Annotated in this window: 24 protein-coding genes and 1 tRNA gene; 5 read left to right on the top strand and 20 right to left on the bottom strand. The window is 33.0% G+C overall.

Features of this window, described 5'->3' with window-relative positions; genetic code table 11:
• Nucleotides 1–118 precede the first annotated feature (118 nt).
• Nucleotides 119–193, bottom strand: a tRNA-Pro gene (locus IRZ99_RS16725).
• Between the two features lie 176 nt (nucleotides 194–369).
• On the opposite strand from IRZ99_RS16725, the gene trxB reads away from it, so the two are divergent.
• Nucleotides 370–1,317 (top strand): thioredoxin-disulfide reductase, encoded by a 948-nt coding sequence (gene trxB, locus IRZ99_RS16730; RefSeq protein ID WP_194658355.1) that lies wholly within the window; start codon nucleotides 370–372, stop codon nucleotides 1,315–1,317.
• Nucleotides 1,318–1,457: 140 nt separating this feature from the next.
• On the opposite strand, the gene IRZ99_RS16735 is transcribed toward trxB, so the two are convergent.
• From IRZ99_RS16735 to IRZ99_RS16755, 5 genes are all read right to left on the bottom strand, one after another.
• Nucleotides 1,458–2,291 (bottom strand): GIN domain-containing protein, encoded by an 834-nt coding sequence (locus IRZ99_RS16735; RefSeq protein WP_228519111.1) that lies wholly within the window; start codon nucleotides 2,289–2,291, stop codon nucleotides 1,458–1,460.
• 86 nt (nucleotides 2,292–2,377) lie between these two features.
• The gene (locus tag IRZ99_RS16740; protein WP_194658357.1) at nucleotides 2,378–3,115 is read right to left on the bottom strand and encodes a head GIN domain-containing protein; all 738 of its coding nucleotides are present in this window, start codon (nucleotides 3,113–3,115) and stop codon (nucleotides 2,378–2,380) included.
• Between the two features lie 4 nt (nucleotides 3,116–3,119).
• A complete protein-coding gene (locus IRZ99_RS16745) occupies nucleotides 3,120–4,856 on the bottom strand; it encodes a PspC domain-containing protein (protein ID WP_194658358.1) in 1,737 nt (578 codons plus the stop codon).
• A gap of 2 nt (nucleotides 4,857–4,858) precedes the next feature.
• The gene (locus IRZ99_RS16750) at nucleotides 4,859–5,191 is read right to left on the bottom strand and encodes a PadR family transcriptional regulator (protein WP_008464689.1); all 333 of its coding nucleotides are present in this window, start codon (nucleotides 5,189–5,191) and stop codon (nucleotides 4,859–4,861) included.
• Nucleotides 5,192–5,289: 98 nt separating this feature from the next.
• Nucleotides 5,290–5,769 (bottom strand): DUF4870 domain-containing protein, encoded by a 480-nt coding sequence (locus IRZ99_RS16755; RefSeq protein ID WP_228519112.1) that lies wholly within the window; start codon nucleotides 5,767–5,769, stop codon nucleotides 5,290–5,292.
• 231 nt (nucleotides 5,770–6,000) lie between these two features.
• Here IRZ99_RS16755 and IRZ99_RS16760 point away from each other — a divergent pair, with 231 nt between their 5' ends.
• Nucleotides 6,001–6,453 (top strand): DUF4442 domain-containing protein, encoded by a 453-nt coding sequence (locus IRZ99_RS16760; RefSeq protein WP_194658359.1) that lies wholly within the window; start codon nucleotides 6,001–6,003, stop codon nucleotides 6,451–6,453.
• Between the two features lie 193 nt (nucleotides 6,454–6,646).
• Here IRZ99_RS16760 and IRZ99_RS16765 read toward each other — a convergent pair whose 3' ends face one another.
• The 4 genes from IRZ99_RS16765 to IRZ99_RS16780 all read right to left on the bottom strand — a co-directional run bounded on the left by IRZ99_RS16765 (nucleotide 6,647) and on the right by IRZ99_RS16780 (nucleotide 10,485).
• Nucleotides 6,647–6,808 carry a hypothetical protein gene (locus IRZ99_RS16765; protein WP_194658360.1) on the bottom strand — a complete coding sequence of 54 codons (162 nt, stop codon included), beginning with the start codon at nucleotides 6,806–6,808 and terminating at the stop codon, nucleotides 6,647–6,649.
• A 239-nt stretch (nucleotides 6,809–7,047) separates the two neighbouring features.
• Nucleotides 7,048–7,470, bottom strand: coding sequence for a hypothetical protein (locus tag IRZ99_RS16770; RefSeq protein ID WP_194658361.1), 423 nt, complete (start codon nucleotides 7,468–7,470; stop codon nucleotides 7,048–7,050).
• 52 nt (nucleotides 7,471–7,522) lie between these two features.
• The gene (locus tag IRZ99_RS16775) at nucleotides 7,523–9,772 is read right to left on the bottom strand and encodes a multicopper oxidase domain-containing protein (RefSeq protein WP_194658362.1); all 2,250 of its coding nucleotides are present in this window, start codon (nucleotides 9,770–9,772) and stop codon (nucleotides 7,523–7,525) included.
• Nucleotides 9,772–10,485 carry a heavy-metal-associated domain-containing protein gene (locus IRZ99_RS16780; RefSeq protein WP_194658363.1) on the bottom strand — a complete coding sequence of 238 codons (714 nt, stop codon included), beginning with the start codon at nucleotides 10,483–10,485 and terminating at the stop codon, nucleotides 9,772–9,774. Before IRZ99_RS16780 ends, IRZ99_RS16775 begins: the two co-directional genes overlap by 1 nt.
• A 359-nt stretch (nucleotides 10,486–10,844) precedes the next feature.
• Between IRZ99_RS16780 and IRZ99_RS16785 the strand changes: the two genes are divergently transcribed.
• Both IRZ99_RS16785 and IRZ99_RS16790 read left to right on the top strand, forming a co-directional pair.
• Nucleotides 10,845–11,075: a DUF2683 family protein gene (locus IRZ99_RS16785; RefSeq protein ID WP_072974537.1), complete on the top strand. Its 231-nt coding sequence runs from the start codon at nucleotides 10,845–10,847 to the stop codon at nucleotides 11,073–11,075.
• Nucleotides 11,051–11,332, top strand: a complete 282-nt coding sequence (locus IRZ99_RS16790; RefSeq protein ID WP_194658364.1) for a Txe/YoeB family addiction module toxin — start codon at nucleotides 11,051–11,053, stop codon at nucleotides 11,330–11,332. Before IRZ99_RS16785 ends, IRZ99_RS16790 begins: the two co-directional genes overlap by 25 nt.
• Nucleotides 11,333–11,378: 46 nt before the next feature.
• Here the strand turns inward: IRZ99_RS16790 and IRZ99_RS16795 are convergent, their stop codons facing one another.
• The 4 genes from IRZ99_RS16795 to IRZ99_RS16810 form a co-directional block, all read right to left on the bottom strand.
• Nucleotides 11,379–11,939: an AraC family transcriptional regulator gene (locus IRZ99_RS16795; RefSeq protein WP_194658365.1), complete on the bottom strand. Its 561-nt coding sequence runs from the start codon at nucleotides 11,937–11,939 to the stop codon at nucleotides 11,379–11,381.
• 2 nt (nucleotides 11,940–11,941) lie between these two features.
• Nucleotides 11,942–12,469: a DUF3347 domain-containing protein gene (locus tag IRZ99_RS16800; RefSeq protein ID WP_194658366.1), complete on the bottom strand. Its 528-nt coding sequence runs from the start codon at nucleotides 12,467–12,469 to the stop codon at nucleotides 11,942–11,944.
• A gap of 115 nt (nucleotides 12,470–12,584) precedes the next feature.
• Entirely contained in the window at nucleotides 12,585–12,968 is a 384-nt protein-coding gene (locus IRZ99_RS16805) for a hypothetical protein (protein ID WP_194658367.1), read from the bottom strand.
• 69 nt (nucleotides 12,969–13,037) lie between these two features.
• Nucleotides 13,038–13,871, bottom strand: coding sequence for an AraC family transcriptional regulator (locus tag IRZ99_RS16810; RefSeq protein WP_194658368.1), 834 nt, complete (start codon nucleotides 13,869–13,871; stop codon nucleotides 13,038–13,040).
• A 102-nt stretch (nucleotides 13,872–13,973) separates the two neighbouring features.
• On the opposite strand from IRZ99_RS16810, the gene IRZ99_RS16815 reads away from it, so the two are divergent.
• The gene (locus IRZ99_RS16815; protein WP_194658369.1) at nucleotides 13,974–15,140 is read left to right on the top strand and encodes an MFS transporter; all 1,167 of its coding nucleotides are present in this window, start codon (nucleotides 13,974–13,976) and stop codon (nucleotides 15,138–15,140) included.
• A gap of 78 nt (nucleotides 15,141–15,218) precedes the next feature.
• Here IRZ99_RS16815 and IRZ99_RS16820 read toward each other — a convergent pair whose 3' ends face one another.
• The 6 genes from IRZ99_RS16820 to map form a co-directional block, all read right to left on the bottom strand.
• Nucleotides 15,219–15,791 carry a pentapeptide repeat-containing protein gene (locus IRZ99_RS16820; RefSeq protein WP_194658370.1) on the bottom strand — a complete coding sequence of 191 codons (573 nt, stop codon included), beginning with the start codon at nucleotides 15,789–15,791 and terminating at the stop codon, nucleotides 15,219–15,221.
• A 39-nt stretch (nucleotides 15,792–15,830) separates the two neighbouring features.
• Nucleotides 15,831–16,031, bottom strand: coding sequence for a hypothetical protein (locus IRZ99_RS16825; RefSeq protein WP_194658371.1), 201 nt, complete (start codon nucleotides 16,029–16,031; stop codon nucleotides 15,831–15,833).
• Nucleotides 16,032–16,100: 69 nt separating this feature from the next.
• Nucleotides 16,101–17,021 (bottom strand): AraC family transcriptional regulator, encoded by a 921-nt coding sequence (locus tag IRZ99_RS16830; protein ID WP_194658372.1) that lies wholly within the window; start codon nucleotides 17,019–17,021, stop codon nucleotides 16,101–16,103.
• 2 nt (nucleotides 17,022–17,023) lie between these two features.
• A complete protein-coding gene (locus IRZ99_RS16835) occupies nucleotides 17,024–17,587 on the bottom strand; it encodes a DUF6642 family protein (RefSeq protein ID WP_194658373.1) in 564 nt (187 codons plus the stop codon).
• Nucleotides 17,588–17,784: 197 nt separating this feature from the next.
• Nucleotides 17,785–18,261 (bottom strand): hypothetical protein, encoded by a 477-nt coding sequence (locus IRZ99_RS16840; RefSeq protein WP_194658374.1) that lies wholly within the window; start codon nucleotides 18,259–18,261, stop codon nucleotides 17,785–17,787.
• 155 nt (nucleotides 18,262–18,416) lie between these two features.
• Nucleotides 18,417–19,181, bottom strand: a complete 765-nt coding sequence (gene map / locus IRZ99_RS16845) for a type I methionyl aminopeptidase (protein ID WP_194658375.1) — start codon at nucleotides 19,179–19,181, stop codon at nucleotides 18,417–18,419.
• Nucleotides 19,182–19,195: the final 14 nt, after the last annotated feature.

Consider the following 19,195-nt stretch of genomic DNA (forward strand, 5'->3'; position numbering starts at 1 on the left):
GGATTCGAACCTGCGGCCTTCCCGATTTCAATCGGGACGCTATAACCGTTCGTTTATGTTAATTTCAAAAAAGTTTAAAGCAAAAAAAAGTCTTTTCAAAAAGATGAAAAGACTTTAGTCGGGGTGGCAGGATTCGAACCTGCGGCCTCCTGCTCCCAAAGCAGGCGCGATAACCGGGCTACGCTACACCCCGAAGATGTATTTGTTGTACTGCCCGTAAGCGGATGCAAATATAGTAATAAATTCTGTTTACAAAAGGAAAATCTCAAAATAAATAAAACTTATTTTGAGATAGTTATTTAGGATTTAATTTGGTGGTAATTTTTTATAATAAAGTTTACATTTGCATCACAAAAAACTACACATATTATGTCAGATACAATAGAAAAAATTAAATGCCTTATTATAGGTTCTGGTCCAGCGGGTTATACTGCTGCAATTTACGCTGCCAGAGCTAATATGAACCCAATATTATATCAGGGAATGCAGCCAGGTGGTCAATTGACTACTACAAATGAAGTAGAAAATTTTCCAGGTTATGTTGACGGAGTTACAGGACCGGAAATGATGATTCAGCTGCAGGAACAAGCAAAACGTTTTGGTGCTGATATTCGTGATGGTTGGGCTACTAAAGTTGATTTTTCAGGAGATATTCATAAAGTTTGGATTAACGATACTATCGAATTACACTGTGAAACAGTTATTATTTCAACAGGAGCTACGGCTAAATATTTAGGATTGCCTTCAGAACAACATTATTTAAATATGGGTGGAGGAGTTTCTGCCTGTGCAGTTTGCGACGGATTTTTCTACCGCAATCAGGAAGTTGTAATTGTTGGAGCAGGAGATTCTGCTTGTGAAGAAGCACATTACTTATCTAAACTTTGTAAAAAAGTAACGATGTTGGTAAGAAGCGAAAAATTCAGAGCTTCAAAAATCATGGAAGAACGTGTTCGTAAAACAGAGAATATCGAGATTTTAATGAACCACGATACTGTAGAAGTTTTAGGAGACAGCAACGTTGTTCACGCTATAAAAGCTTTAAATAAAACGACTGGTGAAGTTATCGAAATTCCTGCAACAGGATTTTTCGTAGCAATTGGCCACAAACCAAACACGGATATCTTTAAAGATTACATTACACTTGATGAAACGGGTTATATCATCAATACACCGGGAACATCTAAAACAAATGTTGATGGTGTTTTTGTAGCTGGAGATGCTGCTGATCATGTTTACCGTCAGGCAATTACTGCTGCGGGTACAGGTTGTATGGCCGCTCTTGATGCAGAGAGATATTTGGCATCTAAGGAGTAATAGTTACTTTAGTTTCAAGTTTCAGGTTTCAAGTTTTGTTTGAATCTATAATAAATAGAAAATCCATTCATTTTGTGAATGGATTTTCTATTTATATATGTTCTGTAATTTAGTTCTAATAACTTGAAACTTGAAACGTCTTACTTTACCTTCTTAATCAATTTTGCTTCTTCAGAAAAACGAGTCAATTGAATCGCTGGATTTCCAAATAACGAAAGTTCTGCTTTGTCTCCAACAGCGATTGAAATAGCAGTTTCAGCTAAGATACTTCCTGTTGAATAACTTTCAGCAGTCACATTAGCATCTTTTAAAGTAAATTTTATTCCTGTAAAAACCGAGTTATTATCTAAACGAATCGTTGCTTTTTCGGCAATTCCTTCAAGAGTAGCGGTAGCTTTTTGATATAAATCGCATTGGAATTTAGTTGCTGCGACTAATGATTTTATAGCCGAAGTTTTGCTTAGTTGAAGCGTCGCTTCATCTGCTTTTAAGTTTATTTCCGATCTCGATTTGTCATCAGCAATTAAACTGAATTTTTTAGCATTTACATTCAAATATAATTTTGAAAAATCAAAACTATTAAAAGTAATATCATCCAACTGAAGTTCCTGAATTGCATAAACAACAGCTTCGTTTTTTGTAATAACTTTATTAAAAGTATTCGTGTAGGTTACGTGTACAGTAAGTTTTTTGAAAATGGTACTTTCTTTTGAAGTATATAAACGAAGTGTTTTTTCTCTTAAATCCATTCCGATAATATCATGTAAATTATCATCAGCTTCAATTTTAATTTCGTTTTTTTCTCCGCGTTCCAGATAAACTTCAATATTATCATCCACCTCAAGAGCATCAAAATTTCCTGTTTCTTTTATTGAAGTAGTTACGATTTTAGTTCCTTTTATTTTTTCTCTTTTTTGGGCAAAAGTTACTGTAGTGACTAATAATAATAGGAGTAGGGCTGTACTTTTTTTCATTAATTCTAGATTTGATTTTGACAAATATAAAAAAATCATCCACTTTTGATGAATGATTTCTTTTATATTTAACAGTAAAATAAGGTTTATCCCTGATTGATACTTCCGCCTGAATTAGAAGTTTTTTCAATTGATTTAGGAGATCCTTTGTAATTAATGCTTCCTCCACTATTGGCATTAGCTTTCAAACTCACTATTGGGCTAATATTTATGCTTGCTCCGCTATCGGCATCAGCTTCAATCTCATTGGCTAATAATTTTTCAGCTTCTATATTTGCAGCACTCGATGCTGAAGATTTTACTTTTAATGCTTTTCCTTCAATTGTAATAGAACCCGCACTGTCTGTATCTAAAGAGATTTCATCAGATTCTACATTAACATTCATTGTAGCAGCACTTGAAGCATCTAATTTTATATTAGTAGAATGAAGAACATTTGTACTCGTTATAGTAGAAGCACTTGATGCCTCTAGTGCATCTATAGCAGGCATTTTTACAATTACTTTTTTCTTAGTAACATTGTGGAAAGAAGTAAATTCACAGCTAATTACAAGAGTTCCATTTTCAACAGTCGTTTTAATTTCTTTCTGCAAATTGTCATCAGCTTCAACAATAATTTCTGTTTTATCTGATTGTTCGATTACAACATCAATAGCATTGCTTACTGATACGTTTTTAAAATCTCCCTGAACAATTCGTTTTTCAGTCGTAACATTTCCACTTCCTTCTATAGATTTCATGTTAGTAAAATTACATGAAGCGAACAGTAATGCGGTAACAGTGGCAATAATGAATTTCGTAATATGAATGATTATTTTTATCATGGCTTTAGTTTATTTTGATTATAACTCCGTTTTTATCAGTGGTTAACTTTCCGTTGGTTTTTTTTCCGTTTAGAACTTCTTTTCCATTAATTTTAATTGAAACTTCTTTTACAGTATCATTGTCAATAGTATTGTCTTCGTCACTGTCATAATCTACATCTCCATTATCATTTTCATCTGCAGGACAATTCAAGCATTTAATTTTAGAACCCTCTACTTTATAATTGTAGTTTCCGCTAAAGTGTAAGTTGAAAAAATCATCTTCAGAGTCATCATAATCTTGTATCGAAGCATCTGGTTTAAACAATTGGCCTTCTGGCAAGTACAAATATACATCAACTTCCTGACCTCTGAATTTATTTTTTACATCAGTTAGAAAATAATTATCCAATACTAAATGATTTCCGTTGATCTGAATTTTGTAATCAATTTTTTCAGCTCTTTTTTTAGCATTTGTAAAAGAGTTTCCTCTTGCACTTCTTTCTATTTGTAAGTATGGACTAGCTTCATCAGTGTGTAAAACATGCAAACGAACATCATTAGAATAAATTAATTGATTGTTTACAGAATCCTGTACAAACTCAAACTCTCTGTGATAGTTGTTAAGGTCTTTAGCGAAATAATCATTGTATCTGAATTTTACATAAAGCGTATCTTTCGCATTGATACTGATCGCTTTTTTCTCTACCGTTTTTCCGTCATAAGAAATTTCAGTTGCTTGTTTGATTCCAATGCTGATAGCAATTGCAACAGCGATAATCCAGATTGCCAATAAAGTGTATTTTGTAATATTACCAATAGACTTTAAGTTTGGCGATAACAATTTGAAACCTAAAAGTGTCAAAAAGAAGAATGGGATTCCAATTGCAAAGAACATCAATAAACCAAATGACCAAATAGGATATTCTGTAAAGTTTCCTGCTTCAACAAAGTTTTGCCAAGGGAAGTCAATAAAAATATTAGTTCCTAAGGTAAACACTCCAATCAGCAACATGATCAAAACTGATATTCCTGACATGATTAAAACTACGCCTAAAAATTTTGCAAAGATTTTAAAAACCGTAATGACAAAGTCTCCAAATGAACTACTTATTCTCTCAGCTCCCGACTTTACCTGGTTTCCCATTTTGTCATAATCTGCACTTTTAAATTTATCAGATAATGATTCTATTTCTTCACGAACTTTTTTTTCGATGTTTGAAATGGTTACCGGCTCACCAGTCATTTCTAATTTCTCAGAAGTTGTAACGGCTTCCGGAGTTACGATCCAAAGAACGAAATAAGCTAAAATTCCAGTTCCAAAACCTGCAAAAACAAATACTAAGAATATGATTTTGATCCAAACAGCGTCAATTCCAAAATAATGTCCTAAACCTGTTGCAACACCACCAATCATACCTTTCTCTTTGTCACGGTATAATTTTTTATGTTTTCTTGTTCCGTAATCATTAAAAGACTGATTTGATTTTTCTTCATCTTCAATGATGTAATCTTCAGGTTGTCCCATAACGGCAATCACTTCATCAACATCTTTCAGTCCAACAACATGTTTCTCGCTTTTTTGTTTTTCTGTTAATAATTCAGAAACACGCATTTCGATATCTTTAATAATTTCGTCTTGTCCGGATGAGCTGTTAAGCGATCGTTTTATGGCGTCAAAATAGCGGGTTAATTTTAAGTACGCATCTTCATCGATGTGAAAAAACATACCTCCTAAGTTAATATTTACTGTTTTGTTCATGACTATTGATTTTGATTGGTGATTAGATTTACGGCGTCAGATAATTCTGTCCAGGTGCCGCTAAGTTCGTTTAAAAATGTTTGTCCTATCTCGGTTAATCCATAATATTTTCGTGGTGGCCCAGAGGTCGATTCTTCCCAACGATAATTTAGCAAACCGTCGTTTTTCAGCCTAGTTAAAAGTGGATAAACTGTTCCCTCAACAACTAGTAATTTTGCGTTTTTTAAAGTGTCTAATATTTCTGATGTGTATGCGTCTTTTTCTTTCAATACAGATAAGATGCAAAACTCAAGAACACCTTTGCGCATCTGTGCTTTTGTGTTTTCAATGTTCATAATTTCATTTTGTTTTTTTTAGATTGAACAATTCGTTTTTTGATTGATGATGATGATTGATGATTGATCGTTTTCTATAACCTTTAATCCTTTTAAGATTACTTTATAAAAGGAATCGTTAGCGGATATTTGTAATATTCTCCGTTTGAAGTTTTTATTGAAGCATAAATCACTAAAAAGAATTCAACAACTTTTAGTAATCCAAAAAGTACTACTGCTGTTCCACCTATTGTAAGCAATCCAATGTTACCTTGAAAATCGAAATTTCTGATCTCAAAATCATGGTCGTTAAAAAAAGCTTCCATTGGCAGATTCTGAAGAAAAACAGTTACAAAAACCGGAATTGCAATTAAAGCCAAAACCAAAGTGTAAAGCAATAAACTCAATTGAAAGTTTAACGTCTGTTTTCCATGGTGATTTACAAATTCTGATTTGTCTTTGTAACTCGTCCAGATCAAAATTGGAAAAATATAATTTCCAAACGGAATGAAATACTGTGTTAAAGTACTTAAATGTGTGAACGTTGCAGTGTTCTTTTCTGATGTTGTTTCCATGATTAGTGGTGTTGATGTTTCCATGATTAAAAGTATATAGTAATTTCTTATACAAATATATGGCTAAAAGACAGTATCTTGTTTTGCATAGTACCAAATATTAACAAAATTTTAACAAAGTTGAAATTTTAAAAGGGATTATAACAGGCTGAAAATCATTCGTAAGTACTGGTTTTATTGGTGTTTTAGGAAAGTAATGTCAATTTATTGTGCGTGCATAGTTTTTTTGTATTTTTACATAAAAAAATAAATCACATGGCAGTTTCAGTTTCCAAACTCAATAAATTTGTATTATTCAAATTACCTTCAGCTTATATTTGTGGTGTCCGCGTTAAAGCAATTGATAAAGACAGATGCGTAGTAAGTGTTAAACATCGTTGGATAAACCAGAATCCTTTTAACTCAATGTATTTTGCAGTGCAAGCCATGGCGGCCGAATTAACCACAGGAGCTTTGGTGATTTCTCAAATCCAGGAAAGCGGAAGAAAGATTTCGATGTTGGTAGCTAACAATAAAGGAAACTTCACTAAGAAAGCAACTGGGAGAATAACTTTCGTTTGTAATGACGGTCATTTAATTGCCGATGCTATTAAAAGAACAATAGAAACTGGAGAAGGGCAGACTTTCTGGATGAAATCGATTGGAACAAATGAAGAAGGAGTTCAGGTTTCTGAAATGGATTTTGAATGGAGCGTAAGATTAAAATAGTTTTTTTGCCACAGATTTCTCAGATTAAAATGATTTTTTAAAATCAAAATCTTGATTTAGCTTTGACAAAGTTTTAAACTTTGTCAAAGCTAAGACTAGTAATCTTTTTAATCTGCGAAATCTGTGGCAAAACAAAACATAAAAAAAGACCTCAATAATTTTTGAGGTCTTTTTTATTGAAATAGAATTTCATTTATTTTTTAACGCAACAAGATTTTTTGTCTTTTTTATCTGTTGCCGTTTTTTTACAACAAGATTCTTTTTTTGCTTTTTCTTTTTGAACCGGTTTTGTTTCTTGTGCAGTTACTCCAATTGAAAATACAGCAGCCGTTAAGAAGGTAATTACTTTTGTCATTTTGATACAATTTGTTTTTTGTTAGAAATATTGTGTTCTGGTGATTCAAATATACCAACATTTCTTAGAGTTGATTCTTACAATTTGTTAATGTTTTTATAATAATATGTCATTGAAAATTAAACAATCCAGGCATTTTCTATTTTTCTTCAAATTGTAAATCAGCTTCTTTGTTATTATAGACTGCTAAGGTTATTCCGGAAATAAAAAGTAGCATAAAAGAGATTTTTCTCCAATTTTTATTTGAAAAAATTGTCATCAATTTTAATATTGAGAGATTTCATGATTATGCCATTATAGTTTTCTTTCAGCAAATTATTTATTGCTTGTTGCGATTTGTAAACAATCTTATAATTATGATTTTCAATTTCAATGCTTTTGATAGATTTACTGATTTTAATTATATTTTCATCATCCCATCTTCCTCTTCCAAAATAAATATGTCCTTGTTTTTCGTCTGGATTATGAGGAATTAAATTAAAAACAATCGAATCTCCTTTTTTCATTTCATCAAGCTGATCGTTTTTAACTTTCGAATTTATAATAACTTTTACTTTTACATTGCTTTCACCTTTGTTTGTAAAAAGAATACCTTGCGAAGGATCACAGCTTATTAAGAGAAAAGCAGTCAGAAATAAGAATAGGAAATTTACTTTTTTCATTTATGAAGGTTACTGTTTAGTTTTTTGATAAAATCTCTATGCTAATATACTATTAATAATTCAGGTTAACTCCAAATCCTATTCCCATATCACTATCATAATGTGTTGTGATTCCGAAGTTTCTTCCCGCTACATATTTTAAACCCGCCATATATTCTTTATCAGTATTCCACATTAAATTCATGCGCAAACGTCTTGAAAGCGGAATATCTTTTCGCTCAAATTGCACTCTCACATTTCCATCGGTATAAACCTCAACCTGTGCTTTTACAAGCATTGGTAATGTATATTCAAGTCCGGCGCTAAAAACAGCACGATTGTCTTTGGTATTGGTTTGCCCAAACAAATTTTGTTCCTGTTCATCCATTCCCATTTTTCGATAGCGCCAGTCGAAACCTATAAACGGCATAAGCCATTGCATTTTTCCAATGTAACGTCCAATATGGGTTTCGGTTTCATAACCGTGTTTGTCGTTATAACTCAAACGCCATTCGGTTCCAATGCTCCATCGTGTGTTGCTGTACATGGCTTCTCCGTCATTTCCGTTTGTAGCAAAATCATTTTCGGCCATAAAGTGAAACATACGATCGTCCATTTTTAGCATTTTGTACGCCATTTCAGGATGATGAATCAAAGGGTTTGGAGCCGAATTTTCATAGCTAAAAATCCTTCCCATTCCCGCCATCATATGATATAAGATGTGACAATGAAAAAACCAGTCGCCGTCAGCATTTGCCTGAAATTCGATCGTATCGGTTTCCATTGGCATAATATCAATCACATTTTTAAGTGGAGAATAATCGCCATGTTCGTTCAAAATTCTGAAATCATGCCCGTGTAAATGCATTGGATGTCGCATCATCGAACCATTATATAGTACAATCCGAACGTTTTCTCCTTTTTTAATTAAGATTTTATCGGTTTCAGAAATTACTTTATTGTCCATACTCCAAACATATCGATTCATGTTTCCTGATAATTCAAAGCGTAATTCTTTTACGGGAGCATCTTTTGGTAATGTTGTTATAGTTGGAGATTTTAGCATTCCGTAATTCAGCGTTGTAATCTCAGCAACTTCTGTTGTATCGTTTGCCATATTCATGCCTTCCATAGTATGCTGAGAATGATCTTCTGTTTTAGATACTTGCTCTTCTCCGGAAATCTCCGGATACATCACGGCGTTCATGTCCATTTTATTCAAAGACATATTCATGCCCATATCATTCATTTCTCCATTCATCTTCATCATGTCGTTCATCATTTTCATCCCTTCAAAATATTTTAATTTGGGAAGATGAGCGACAGGCTGTTTAGCTCCGTCTCCTAAAAACAAAGAAGCTGATCCGGTTCTGTCTTCGGCTGTAGCCAAAAAAGCAAAGGATTTTTTATCTTCAGGAATTGTAACGACAATATCATAGGTTTCAGAAACTGCAATAATCAATCGGTCGACTTCTACGGGTTCAACGTCGTTTCCGTCACTGGCCACAACCGTTATTTTTCCACCACCGTAAGTCAGCCAGAAATAACTCGAGGCGCCTCCGTTTGCGATTCGAAGTCGGACTTTATCGCCAGCTTTAAATTGCGAAAGCTGATCTTCATTTTTACCATTAATTAAAAACTTCTCATAATAAACATCACTGACGTCCATGGCGTTCATGCGTTTCCATTCGTTGGTCACTTTTGTTGAAAACTGTCCGTGTTTAATGGCTTCGGCATAACTTTGCGTTGTTCCTTTTTTTATGGCAAACCAATCGTTGGCATTGTGCAACATTCGCTGAACATTTTCCGGTTTTAGATCGGTCCATTCGCTTAAGATGACGGGAACTGTCGGTAAATCATCAATTTCTTTTCTAAAAGTAGTGTCGTCTTTCTTTTTGTTGATGATAAAAAGACCGTACAAACCTATTTGTTCCTGCAGTCCGGAATGGCTGTGATACCAATACGTTCCATTCTGAATAATTGGAAAACTATATTTATGAGTAGTTCCAGGTTTAATTGGCATTTGCGTTAAATAAGGAACGCCATCTTCTTTATTCGGAAGAAATAATCCGTGCCAATGTAATGCGGTATCTTCTTTATCCAGTTCGTTGTGGACATAAATTTCTGCAATATCGCCTTCCGTAAATGTCAGAGTCGGCATTGGAATTTGTCCGTTAACAGTCAGAGCACGTTTTTCTTTTCCGGAAAAATTGACAATAGTGTCGCGAACGTATAAATCGTATCGAACGACTTTCTGCGAAAGCATAATTTGAGTGAAGAATAAAAGTAATAATACCGCTGGAACTGATTTTTTATAATTCATTATAACATTGTTGTTAGCATAATTAAACTCATGATAATCATTAAACCGTCTTCTATAATAGTAACAGTGCTCATAGGCAAATTAAAAACGGCACCTAAACACGCACACTGAATTTTCTTTTTATTTAAAACTGATTGCAGAACACCAATAATACTAATAGTCATTACAATGAAAGTAACAGCGTTTGTGAAAATTGGATTGAAATTCAGGAGATAAGAAATTCCTAAGCCGAATTCGAGAAAGGCATAAATATATCCCCAAACCGGAATTTTTCTGGCCAAAACATCATACATCATATAGCTTTCGGCAAAACCTTTTAAATTCAGCATTTTGAAGAAAGAGAAAACCAAAAAGAATCCTGCCATAAAGTGCTGCATCGCCTGCATGTATTCAAAATGATGGTTGGTAGTTTGTATTAAAACCGTGATCAAACTGATATAAAAGAAAATAAGTAAAATAGGTTTATAAGTTTCAAACCAGGATCTCGTTTGCTCAATAGTTTCATTATGCTCAATAGCAGATATCTTATATTTAGGGTCTAAAGCATTTTGCAAATCTGCTAGGGCAATATGTTTGTTCATACTCACAGTTGCAGTATTGTTTTCTTTTGAAACTTCTACAGTAGTGATATTGTCAACTAATTCAAGTGCTCTTTTTACTTTGTCCTCACAACTTGAACAAGTCATTCCGGTAAGCTGATAGGTATGTGTCATTGTTTTATCTTTTAAAGTATTACAATGCAAATTTCCGAAGTAAGGTTTGCTTCGGGTTGTATAATTTTGAGAATGATTTGTAATATTTACAAAAAGTTATTTAACCGCAAAGTGCGCAAAGGTTTTTTGATATACTATATTTATTAAAAACACAAAGTTCGCAAAGCTTTGACTATAACTTTGCGTTCTTTGCGTAGATCTTTGCGCGCTTTGCGGTCAAAAAAATTACAAATTATAATTTATAAAAATAAATTCTTTGATATTGAGGGTTTTACAAAAATAAGGATATTTTTAGTTAAATAATTGAATGGATTATAATAGGTAGGTTTTTGTATCTTTGTAATATAAATAATTAGATTATGACAACTATAACCATTAACGAGCGAACAAAAGCGGGTAAAACACTGCTTGAACTTGCAAAGTTGCTAGCAGTTACGAATAAAGGTGTGAAAATAGAGGAAGAAGAAAGTCCTTATAATCCTGAATTCGTTGCTGAGATACAAAAGCGATATGCAGATTATAAAAGTGGAAAATCTAAAAGTATAACAGTTGATCCTAATGATATATGGGGAAGTTTAGGGTTGAAGTGATTCCGGAGGCACAAGCGGAAATTTCTAAACATTTAAAATCAGGTAATCAGGCTAGTATTAAAAAAATCGCAAAAATTTTAGAAGAACTTAGTGAAACTCCATTTGAAGGAGTAGGAAAACCTGAGGCACTCAAACATAACTTTTCAGGATTTTGGTCCAGGGAAATAAATAAAAAAGACAGACTTATCTATAGTGTTGAAGAGGAAATTGTAACCGTTGTGGTAATTTCTGCAATGGGACATTATTCAGATAAATAAAAAACGTGCTAATTTATAGCACGTTTTTTTTATGGTATAAATTGATTTACAAATTCTCTATCTGAATGCGTTTTTTATCCTTCAATTGTTTGTAATAAGTAGGAGTGAAGCCCGTAATCTTCTTAAATTGATTACTCAAATGTGCTACATTACTATAATTTAAAATGTCGGCTATTTCGCTTAACGAAAGTTCATTATAAATCAAAAGCTCTTTTACTTTTTCTATTTTCTGACTGATGAAATATTTTTCGATTGTTGTGTTTTCTACTTCTGAAAATAAATTGCTTAACGTATTATAGTCCTGATTAAGGTTTTGCGCCAGATAATCAGATAAATTGATTTTAAGTTCGTTGTTTTTATGATGAACCAAATCAATGATGAGATTTTTTATTTTCTCAATGGTTTTACTTTTTTTATCATCGATTAAATCGAAACCTAAGGCATGAAGATGCGTTAAAAGTTCTTTCTTTTGATCTTCAGAGATGTTGTCTTTGAGTTCGACTTCGCCCAATTCAACAGAAATAGTCTGAAGTCCGAGTTTCTCAAACTCAGACTTCACAACCATTTTACATCGACTACACACCATGTTTTTGATGTAGAGCTTCATATTTATTTGATAGTTTCTACCACGTTTCCGCAAGTTAACATTGAAGAACCGTAGTACGGATTCTTAACTGCTTTTTCTTTGCTTAACCAATCAGCGTCTGCCATTGGACAGTATTGTTTGTAAACAACTTGTGCCGATTTTGAAACCTTAATAAGATCGTAAGTATTTTTTGAAAGTGATTTGAAAGTTTCGCGTTGCTTTTTCAGATCTGTAGTTGCCGAAATAGTTTTTGCATCAGTAGTCAGTTTTTTAATGACTTTCATCCAGGCTGTATGTTCATCGCTTTTAAGTTTGTCCATTTTTACAGCCGAAATTGCTGTTAATAGATCTTTGGCTTTCGCCGAAGTTAATTTGCTGTCACTTTTGATAAGTGCGTCTTTTACTGTAAAATAAGCATCATAAACAGGTTGCAGCTGATTTGAATCTGCAATTTCAATTGATGTTGTTTCAGTTTTTATTGATTTTGCCTGAATAATGTTTGCAGTAAATAATGTAAGTACTGATACTATAGTTGCTATTGACTTTTTCATTTTATATGATTTTATAGAGATTGTAAATTTCTCTAAGTTGAATAATTAAATTTAATATTTCTTTGGGTCTTCGTGTCTTCGCGGCAAAACCCAATTATGGCTGTACGAAATACAATTATTTTATTTTTGGCGGCGACCAAATAGAAGTAAATCCATCTGAAACAGGGGTTTCAGTGTAATATGAAATAGGTTTCTCTAAAGAGAAATTAAAAGCATTAGTATTGAAATCAAATTCATTTTCTGAAATCAGACTAAATTGTAATCCCGAAGTTGTGCAACCCGTATGATCACATTTTCCATTGCAGCCGTGTTGATCTTTTTTTGAAGAATGACCTTTTTTGCAACAGTCTTTTTGACAAGAATCTGAATTTGTTTTTATTGCACTTTTTCTTTCGCAAGAAATTTTTTCAGACGATTTTCCACATGCAAAACCCGCAGTTGGTATCAAAAAGAAGCCAAAGGTTAAAACGAGAAGTAATATGTGTACTTTTTTTGCCAAAGAAATTAGGTTAGTGATACAAAATTAAGTTTTTTTTTCAAGTACCAAGATTATTTAAGATTTCGCTAACTACAGTTTTTTATATTCTGTAGGTTTCATGTTTTTTCGTTTTTTAAAATAATTCGACAAATGACTTTCGTCTGTAAAACCAAATTCGTGTGCAATTTGCTTAATTGGTAATTGGTTGTTGTGGAATCTTTTTTCGATTAAAGTCGTTCGCAGATTATGAATATAATCGCGATAGCTAATCGCAAATGTTCTTTTGAAATAAGCACTGAAATAGGTTTGAGCAATATTAAAATGATCTGCAATTATTTTAATCTGAACCAATTTTGGCTGATAAATATTCTGATGGATATAGGATGTTATTTGCTCGTTATCAATAGAATTGCCTCTTACAACAAGATTCTGACCGCGCATTGTTTCTTTTATTAATCCAAAAATCGAAAGAATCTGATAAAATACAATTGGTGAATTTGAAACATCAGTATGACAATTATAAGCAGCAATATTTTCGATTGTATTTTTTAATATAGTTTTGCATGGATCATCTAGTTTAAGAACGGTTTCTTTTAATGTCTTGTTTCGCATGAAACTTTCAGGAGTGTGAATTAAAAATTCATCGCACGTAAGGTTTTGTTTGGAATTGAAATAACTATCGGTAAACTTTATATAAAAGAAACGTGTACTTTTTTTAATATCAAAATAATGCTCGTCTTCTGGTGAAATTACGAATAGATCACCTGACTTATAAGGCAATAAATTGTTATTTAAGTGATGGACTCCGCTTCCTTTCTTTATATAGATGATCTCATAATAGGTATGAGAGTGCAATGGAAGATGAAATTTCTCATCTTCAAACTCATCAATCATCAGTGTTTTGAATTGATTTAATTTCGGCATAACTTAAATTTACAAGTTTATATCGCAAATGTACAATTTATTTCTTGCATTCCTGACGTAAATTTGCATCGTAGAAAGTCTAATCCTTTCTTAATAAAACAAATGAAAAAAAGTCTTATTGCCTTGTCTTTGGGAGGCTTAACTATTGGGATAACCGAATTTGTAATGATGGGTTTACTTCCTGATATTGCTTCAGATATGAAAGTTTCAATTCCGGTTGCCGGCTATTTAATTTCGGCTTACGCGTTGGGTGTTGTTATTGGTGCGCCTTTATTAGTAATCATCGGAAGAAATGTTCCGCCAAAAAAAATGCTTTTAATATTAGCTTTGATGTTAACGGTTTTCAACGCTCTTTCAATAATTGCGCCTACTTATGATTTTCTGTTTGCTTCACGATTTCTTTCCGGATTGCCACATGGTGCCTTTTTTGGGGTAGGAGCGGTAGTCGCGAGCCGTTTGGCTGATAAAGGAAAAGAAGCGCAGGCAATTTCAATAATGTTTGCTGGTTTAACGCTGGCCAATTTAATAGGAGTGCCAATTGGTACTTATATAGGACACCATTTTATCTGGCGTTATACTTTTGTATTAATTGCGATTGTCGGAATGCTGACCTTTTTGTTTATTTCTTTATGGATGCCAAACTTGGAGAAAAGCGGTAATGTAAATATGAAAACACAATTGTTGTTTTTCAAGAAAACAGAAGCCTGGTTAATCATCGGAATTACAGCGATTGGTTTTGGAGGATTGTTTGCCTGGATTAGTTATATCGCACCTTTATTAATAAATGTTTCTAAGTTTTCTCCCGAAGATGTTTCGTATATTTTAATATTAGCCGGATTAGGAATGGTAGTTGGGAATTTTCTTGGAGGCAAATTGGCTGATAAATATTCGCCGGCACCAACTGTATTAGCATTGTTGTTTGTAATGGTGGCCGATTTGATTATGGTTTACTTTTTCTCTTTCAATCAATACATATCTTTATTTCTGACATTTTTAACCGGAGCAATTTCGTTTTCTGTAATTGCACCCATTCAAATGCTGATGATTAAAACAGCTAAAGATGCTGAAATGATCGCCTCGGCAGCACTTCAGGGAAGTTTCAATATAGGAAATGCTTTAGGAGCCTTTTTAGGTGGATTGCCTTTAGCGGCGGGTTATAGTTATGCGTCTCCAAATCTTATTGGTATCGGAATGGCGGGTATAGGAATGATTATTACGCTGCTTTTAATGCAGAAACATAAAAGTAATTTACAATTACAGTCTGTTTAATAATAGGTTAATTATAGTAAAAAGCCCTTAAACGAATTGCGTTTAAAGGCTTTTTTATAATAGAAGCTTGTGAAAATCTTACTCAATATCCAAATCAAATTTCTCCAATAATCCAGCAAGTGCTGCGTGTGAAACTTTAGTTCTTTTGATTTTATTTTCGGAAGGATCAAAAGCATAATTCCTGGAAGAACGAAAATCGGTTTTTTCCAGGATGCATTCCACGAAAGTGGCATTTGCCAAATCACAATTTTTAAAAACGGCAAGAGACAGATCGGTATTAGAAAAATCAACATCCTTTAGAGAGCAATCGATAAAACTTGTTTTCTTTAATTTTTTATAAATGAAGGTGGAATAATCTAAAAGGCAATCCTGAAAATGCATTGAAAACAAAAAGCTATTGCTTGCGCTGAAATCTAATCCCATCAATTTACAACCGATAAACTGAATGTTTTTAAGCCCGGTATTCTTAAGAATGGCTAATGATAAATTGCAGTTTTTGAAAGTACAATCTAAGAAATCAATAGAACTGAAATCGCTTTTGGAGAAATTACAGTTGATGAATTCACAATTTACAAATTCGTTGTCTGATAATCTTTGTTCTGAATAATCAATGGTATCAAAAGTTTTATTTTGATGCAGGGCAGTTTCCATAATGAATAGGTGATTTTGGGTAAAGTTTTGATTGAAATTTTATTCTAATTCTATACAATCAAAAATGTTGTTTTGTAGTACTATTTCAGAAACTTCCGTTTCACTCTCAATTCGTAAAATGTTATCACAATCCTCGAGATCAAAGTTCCATTTGGCATGAGGCAGCAATTCGCTAAGCAAAGCTGTTGCGAATTCTAATTTCGATTTTGTATCAACTGAAGTTTTAAAAACATGAATCATAAATCTCCTTTTTTATGAGGCAAATTTCATGAAATGCTTTAGGAGTTGATAGGATTTCGCAATCAATAATTAGGACTTATCAATCATTTTTCGGTACTGAACGGGAGTCATGCCTTCGTGTTTTTTAAAGAATCTGCTGAAGTAAGACTGATCTTCGTGACCAACCTGCATTGCAATTTCACTAACAGAAAATGTAGTTTGATAGAGTAAATATTTTGCTTCAAGCATTATGGTTTCGTCAATCCAGTTCGTTGCTGACTTTCCAGTAGTTGTTTTTATTGATTTGTTTAAATGATTGGGTGTTACATTTAAAAGCGAAGCATAGTAATTTACCTGATGATTTATTTTAATATGATCATAAATAAGTGCTTTGAATTTTGAAGAGAGTGTCGTTGCCGCACTATTGTTTTTTGTTTTTTTAATTTTGTTTTTATTCATTTCACAGAATAAAGCCATCAAATAGGATTGAACGATTTCTAAATTAGTCTTTTCGTTCGAAACATATTCATGCTGGAGACGGTTGAATAAATTGAGGATAAAAGGAAAGTCTGTTTCTGAAACCGGAATTTTTGGATTGCCGCCAATTTTCAGAAAGTCAAATTCATTAATCATCTCGCTTCCGCCATATTTTCCAATTAGAACATCAGGGTGAAATTGACAGACAAAACCAACATGCTTATTGTTTAAATGTTCTACTGAAAAAATCTGACCTGCCGGAACGACTATAATTCCATTAGAATAAGTATGGTATTCTTCGAAGCCAATTTTGATACTATGAATGCCCGAAGTTATAAAAATGACAGTATGACAACTGTGTTTTGAAGGCGGAACAGGAAATTGAAGTCCCATCATTTCTTCAATTTTCAAACAAAAAAAATGGTCTGAATTGGATTTGAATAGCAAATGTATCGGATTTTCTTCTCCAAGAAATCGTTCCCGAAATCCTTTCGCTCCGTAAGTTTTTATTTTTTCGTTTGCCTGTTTTTTCATCTTTAATAATAAAGCCTGAAATCAAGCAATTGACAAAGTGCATAATGTTTTTGGTACAATTCTTCAACAACTTCAGTAAGATCGTCATTGTCCTGATATAAGCTAAAAAAAGCTTTGTCAATAGTACTGCTGCTGGCTATTTTATTATAAGTTGATCCGTAACCTGAAATGGCACGCGCCCCAGTTATGTCCAGAAAATATTGTGCTTCATCTTCTTTGAGATCTAAGATTTTCTTGTTGGCAAAATGAATTATCTTTCCTTTCATCTTCCCTTCAAAAAGTTCAGCTATTTCTTCCAGACTATAATAATAATCATGAAGACAGATGTTATTAGGTTCGCCTGGCATTACCAAATAGATGATTTCATAATCTTTAAAATTATGATCTTCATATAGCAATACATTTAGACTTTCTTCGAGACCTTCAATGGTGTCACAAGTCTTATAAATACTTGCAATGCCTTGATCAATAGCAATTTCTTCTAAGTTTTTAACCACTTGAGTCTCTAAATAAGTATCTACATCAGGAACGCCTTCCAGACAGAAAATAAATTTATCATGATCCATAACAGTACACTTTCAGGTTCAGGGTGAGTGGTGAAAAGACTCTCTTTGTTTTCGTTTTGACAAAAGTATTTTTTTATGTGGAAAAACTGCTATTAGATATAGATTTTAACGTGCTTTTTGCAATCTTGTCTTTTTGAGAATTATAGAATTTAGAATAAATTGAGCAAAAAAAAGAGGCTGTTTAAAGCCTCTTAGTTTTAATGTTTTCCGTTTCCTTTACCGTTGTTTCCTTTGCTGTTTCCGTTTCCATGGTTTCCGTTATCGTGTCCTTGTTTGTTATTTCCGTTTCCCGGTTTTTGACCAATTGTTTTTTGAGGTTTTCCTTTGTAACCTTTGGCGTATTTTACTTTATGGGTTTTAAAATTATCATAAGGAGAATTTCCTCTGTAATCTGTTAATACCACTTTATACTCGTTGTAAAGATCATAATTTCTGTAAACAGATGGAAGTGTTCTCGCTCTTATCCATTTTCCATTATTGATGTAAATATAATTAGATGTGTTTACATCATAATAAGTTTGAAGATCTGGTAGGTAATAATAACGTGCATCATTATAACCAACTGGTCCCCATAGTGGCGGTGTACCTATGTTAACGTTTACATTAACCTGAGCATTTGAAAAATTGATTGCCAAAAGCGACAATCCGAGAAATAAATATTTTAGTGATTTCATGATTTCAATTTTTAAATTATTATTAAAGATACGAAAACCAAAAAGCATGCCGAAGAAAAATATTTATCGCTTTTTTATTTGTAAATACCTGTCTGTTAGTGTTATATGTGTTTTTATTTGCAAAGGATTTATATCTAAGGTTTAGAAACGCTTATTTAATTCCAAATTCCATTCCTTTCTGTTAGTATGATCGGTTTGCTCTCAGTAACCACAATTGTATGTTCGTGCTGTGCCATAAAACCACCTTTGTTGCCAACCATTGTCCAACCGTCATTAAGTTCTACTGCCTGAGATGAAGTTGTGGATATGAAAGTTTCAATCGCCACAACCGAGTTCTTCTTAAAACGTCGTTGGTCAAAGCGATTTTTGTAATTTAGTAACTCGTCTGGTTGTTCGTGTAAACTTCTGCCAATTCCATGGCCACCTAAATTTTTTATTACTTTGTAACCTCTTTTTTTTGCTTCTGTCTCTATAAGATATCCTATTTCAGAAATTTTCACTCCGCCTTTTATGTTATTTATGGCTTTTTGCAAAATATCTTTTGAAGCATCAACTAGTTTTTGGTGTCCGTTTTTGTCTTCACCTATAACAAATGAACCTCCATTATCTGACCAAAAGCCACCCAATTCTGCAGAAACATCAATATTAATTAAATCCCCTTCTTCTAATATTCTCTTCTCAGATGGAATACCATGACAAAATTCATTATTTACGCTGATACAAGTCCATCCGGGGAAACCATAAGTTAAATACGGAGCCGATTTTGCACCTAAATCATTAAGGATCTTTCCTCCATATTCGTCTAATTCCTTCGTTGTCATACCTGGTTTAGCAAATTTTTGCATTTCTTTTAAAGTATAAGCAACTGCTTCGCTGGCTTTTTTCATTCCGATCAATTCGGACTCTTGTTTTATTGACATCTTTTTTATTTTTC

Source organism: Flavobacterium sp. LC2016-12 (assembly GCF_015351595.1).
GTDB lineage: Bacteria > Bacteroidota > Bacteroidia > Flavobacteriales > Flavobacteriaceae > Flavobacterium.

What these genes read in the sequence shown, in the direction of transcription:
- IRZ99_RS16795 (WP_194658365.1), bottom strand. Translation starts at nt 11,939, where the DNA reads ATGAAGCTCTACATCAAAAACATGGTGTGTAGTCGATGTAAAATGGTT.
- IRZ99_RS16750 (WP_008464689.1), bottom strand. Translation starts at nt 5,191, where the DNA reads ATGAACATTGAAAACACAAAAGCACAGATGCGCAAAGGTGTTCTTGAG.
- IRZ99_RS16800 (WP_194658366.1), bottom strand. Translation starts at nt 12,469, where the DNA reads ATGAAAAAGTCAATAGCAACTATAGTATCAGTACTTACATTATTTACT.
- IRZ99_RS16775 (WP_194658362.1), bottom strand. Translation starts at nt 9,772, where the DNA reads ATGAATTATAAAAAATCAGTTCCAGCGGTATTATTACTTTTATTCTTC.
- IRZ99_RS16790 (WP_194658364.1), top strand. Translation starts at nt 11,051, where the DNA reads ATGGGGAAGTTTAGGGTTGAAGTGATTCCGGAGGCACAAGCGGAAATT.
- IRZ99_RS16810 (WP_194658368.1), bottom strand. Translation starts at nt 13,871, where the DNA reads ATGCCGAAATTAAATCAATTCAAAACACTGATGATTGATGAGTTTGAA.
- map (WP_194658375.1), bottom strand. Translation starts at nt 19,181, where the DNA reads ATGTCAATAAAACAAGAGTCCGAATTGATCGGAATGAAAAAAGCCAGC.
- IRZ99_RS16815 (WP_194658369.1), top strand. Translation starts at nt 13,974, where the DNA reads ATGAAAAAAAGTCTTATTGCCTTGTCTTTGGGAGGCTTAACTATTGGG.
- IRZ99_RS16755 (WP_228519112.1), bottom strand. Translation starts at nt 5,769, where the DNA reads ATGGAAACATCAACACCACTAATCATGGAAACAACATCAGAAAAGAAC.
- IRZ99_RS16825 (WP_194658371.1), bottom strand. Translation starts at nt 16,031, where the DNA reads ATGATTCATGTTTTTAAAACTTCAGTTGATACAAAATCGAAATTAGAA.
- IRZ99_RS16785 (WP_072974537.1), top strand. Translation starts at nt 10,845, where the DNA reads ATGACAACTATAACCATTAACGAGCGAACAAAAGCGGGTAAAACACTG.
- IRZ99_RS16770 (WP_194658361.1), bottom strand. Translation starts at nt 7,470, where the DNA reads ATGAAAAAAGTAAATTTCCTATTCTTATTTCTGACTGCTTTTCTCTTA.
- IRZ99_RS16740 (WP_194658357.1), bottom strand. Translation starts at nt 3,115, where the DNA reads ATGATAAAAATAATCATTCATATTACGAAATTCATTATTGCCACTGTT.
- IRZ99_RS16820 (WP_194658370.1), bottom strand. Translation starts at nt 15,791, where the DNA reads ATGGAAACTGCCCTGCATCAAAATAAAACTTTTGATACCATTGATTAT.
- IRZ99_RS16835 (WP_194658373.1), bottom strand. Translation starts at nt 17,587, where the DNA reads ATGGATCATGATAAATTTATTTTCTGTCTGGAAGGCGTTCCTGATGTA.
- IRZ99_RS16745 (WP_194658358.1), bottom strand. Translation starts at nt 4,856, where the DNA reads ATGAACAAAACAGTAAATATTAACTTAGGAGGTATGTTTTTTCACATC.
- IRZ99_RS16830 (WP_194658372.1), bottom strand. Translation starts at nt 17,021, where the DNA reads ATGAAAAAACAGGCAAACGAAAAAATAAAAACTTACGGAGCGAAAGGA.
- IRZ99_RS16780 (WP_194658363.1), bottom strand. Translation starts at nt 10,485, where the DNA reads ATGACACATACCTATCAGCTTACCGGAATGACTTGTTCAAGTTGTGAG.
- IRZ99_RS16765 (WP_194658360.1), bottom strand. Translation starts at nt 6,808, where the DNA reads ATGACAAAAGTAATTACCTTCTTAACGGCTGCTGTATTTTCAATTGGA.
- IRZ99_RS16735 (WP_228519111.1), bottom strand. Translation starts at nt 2,291, where the DNA reads ATGAAAAAAAGTACAGCCCTACTCCTATTATTATTAGTCACTACAGTA.
- IRZ99_RS16840 (WP_194658374.1), bottom strand. Translation starts at nt 18,261, where the DNA reads ATGAAATCACTAAAATATTTATTTCTCGGATTGTCGCTTTTGGCAATC.
- IRZ99_RS16760 (WP_194658359.1), top strand. Translation starts at nt 6,001, where the DNA reads ATGGCAGTTTCAGTTTCCAAACTCAATAAATTTGTATTATTCAAATTA.
- trxB (WP_194658355.1), top strand. Translation starts at nt 370, where the DNA reads ATGTCAGATACAATAGAAAAAATTAAATGCCTTATTATAGGTTCTGGT.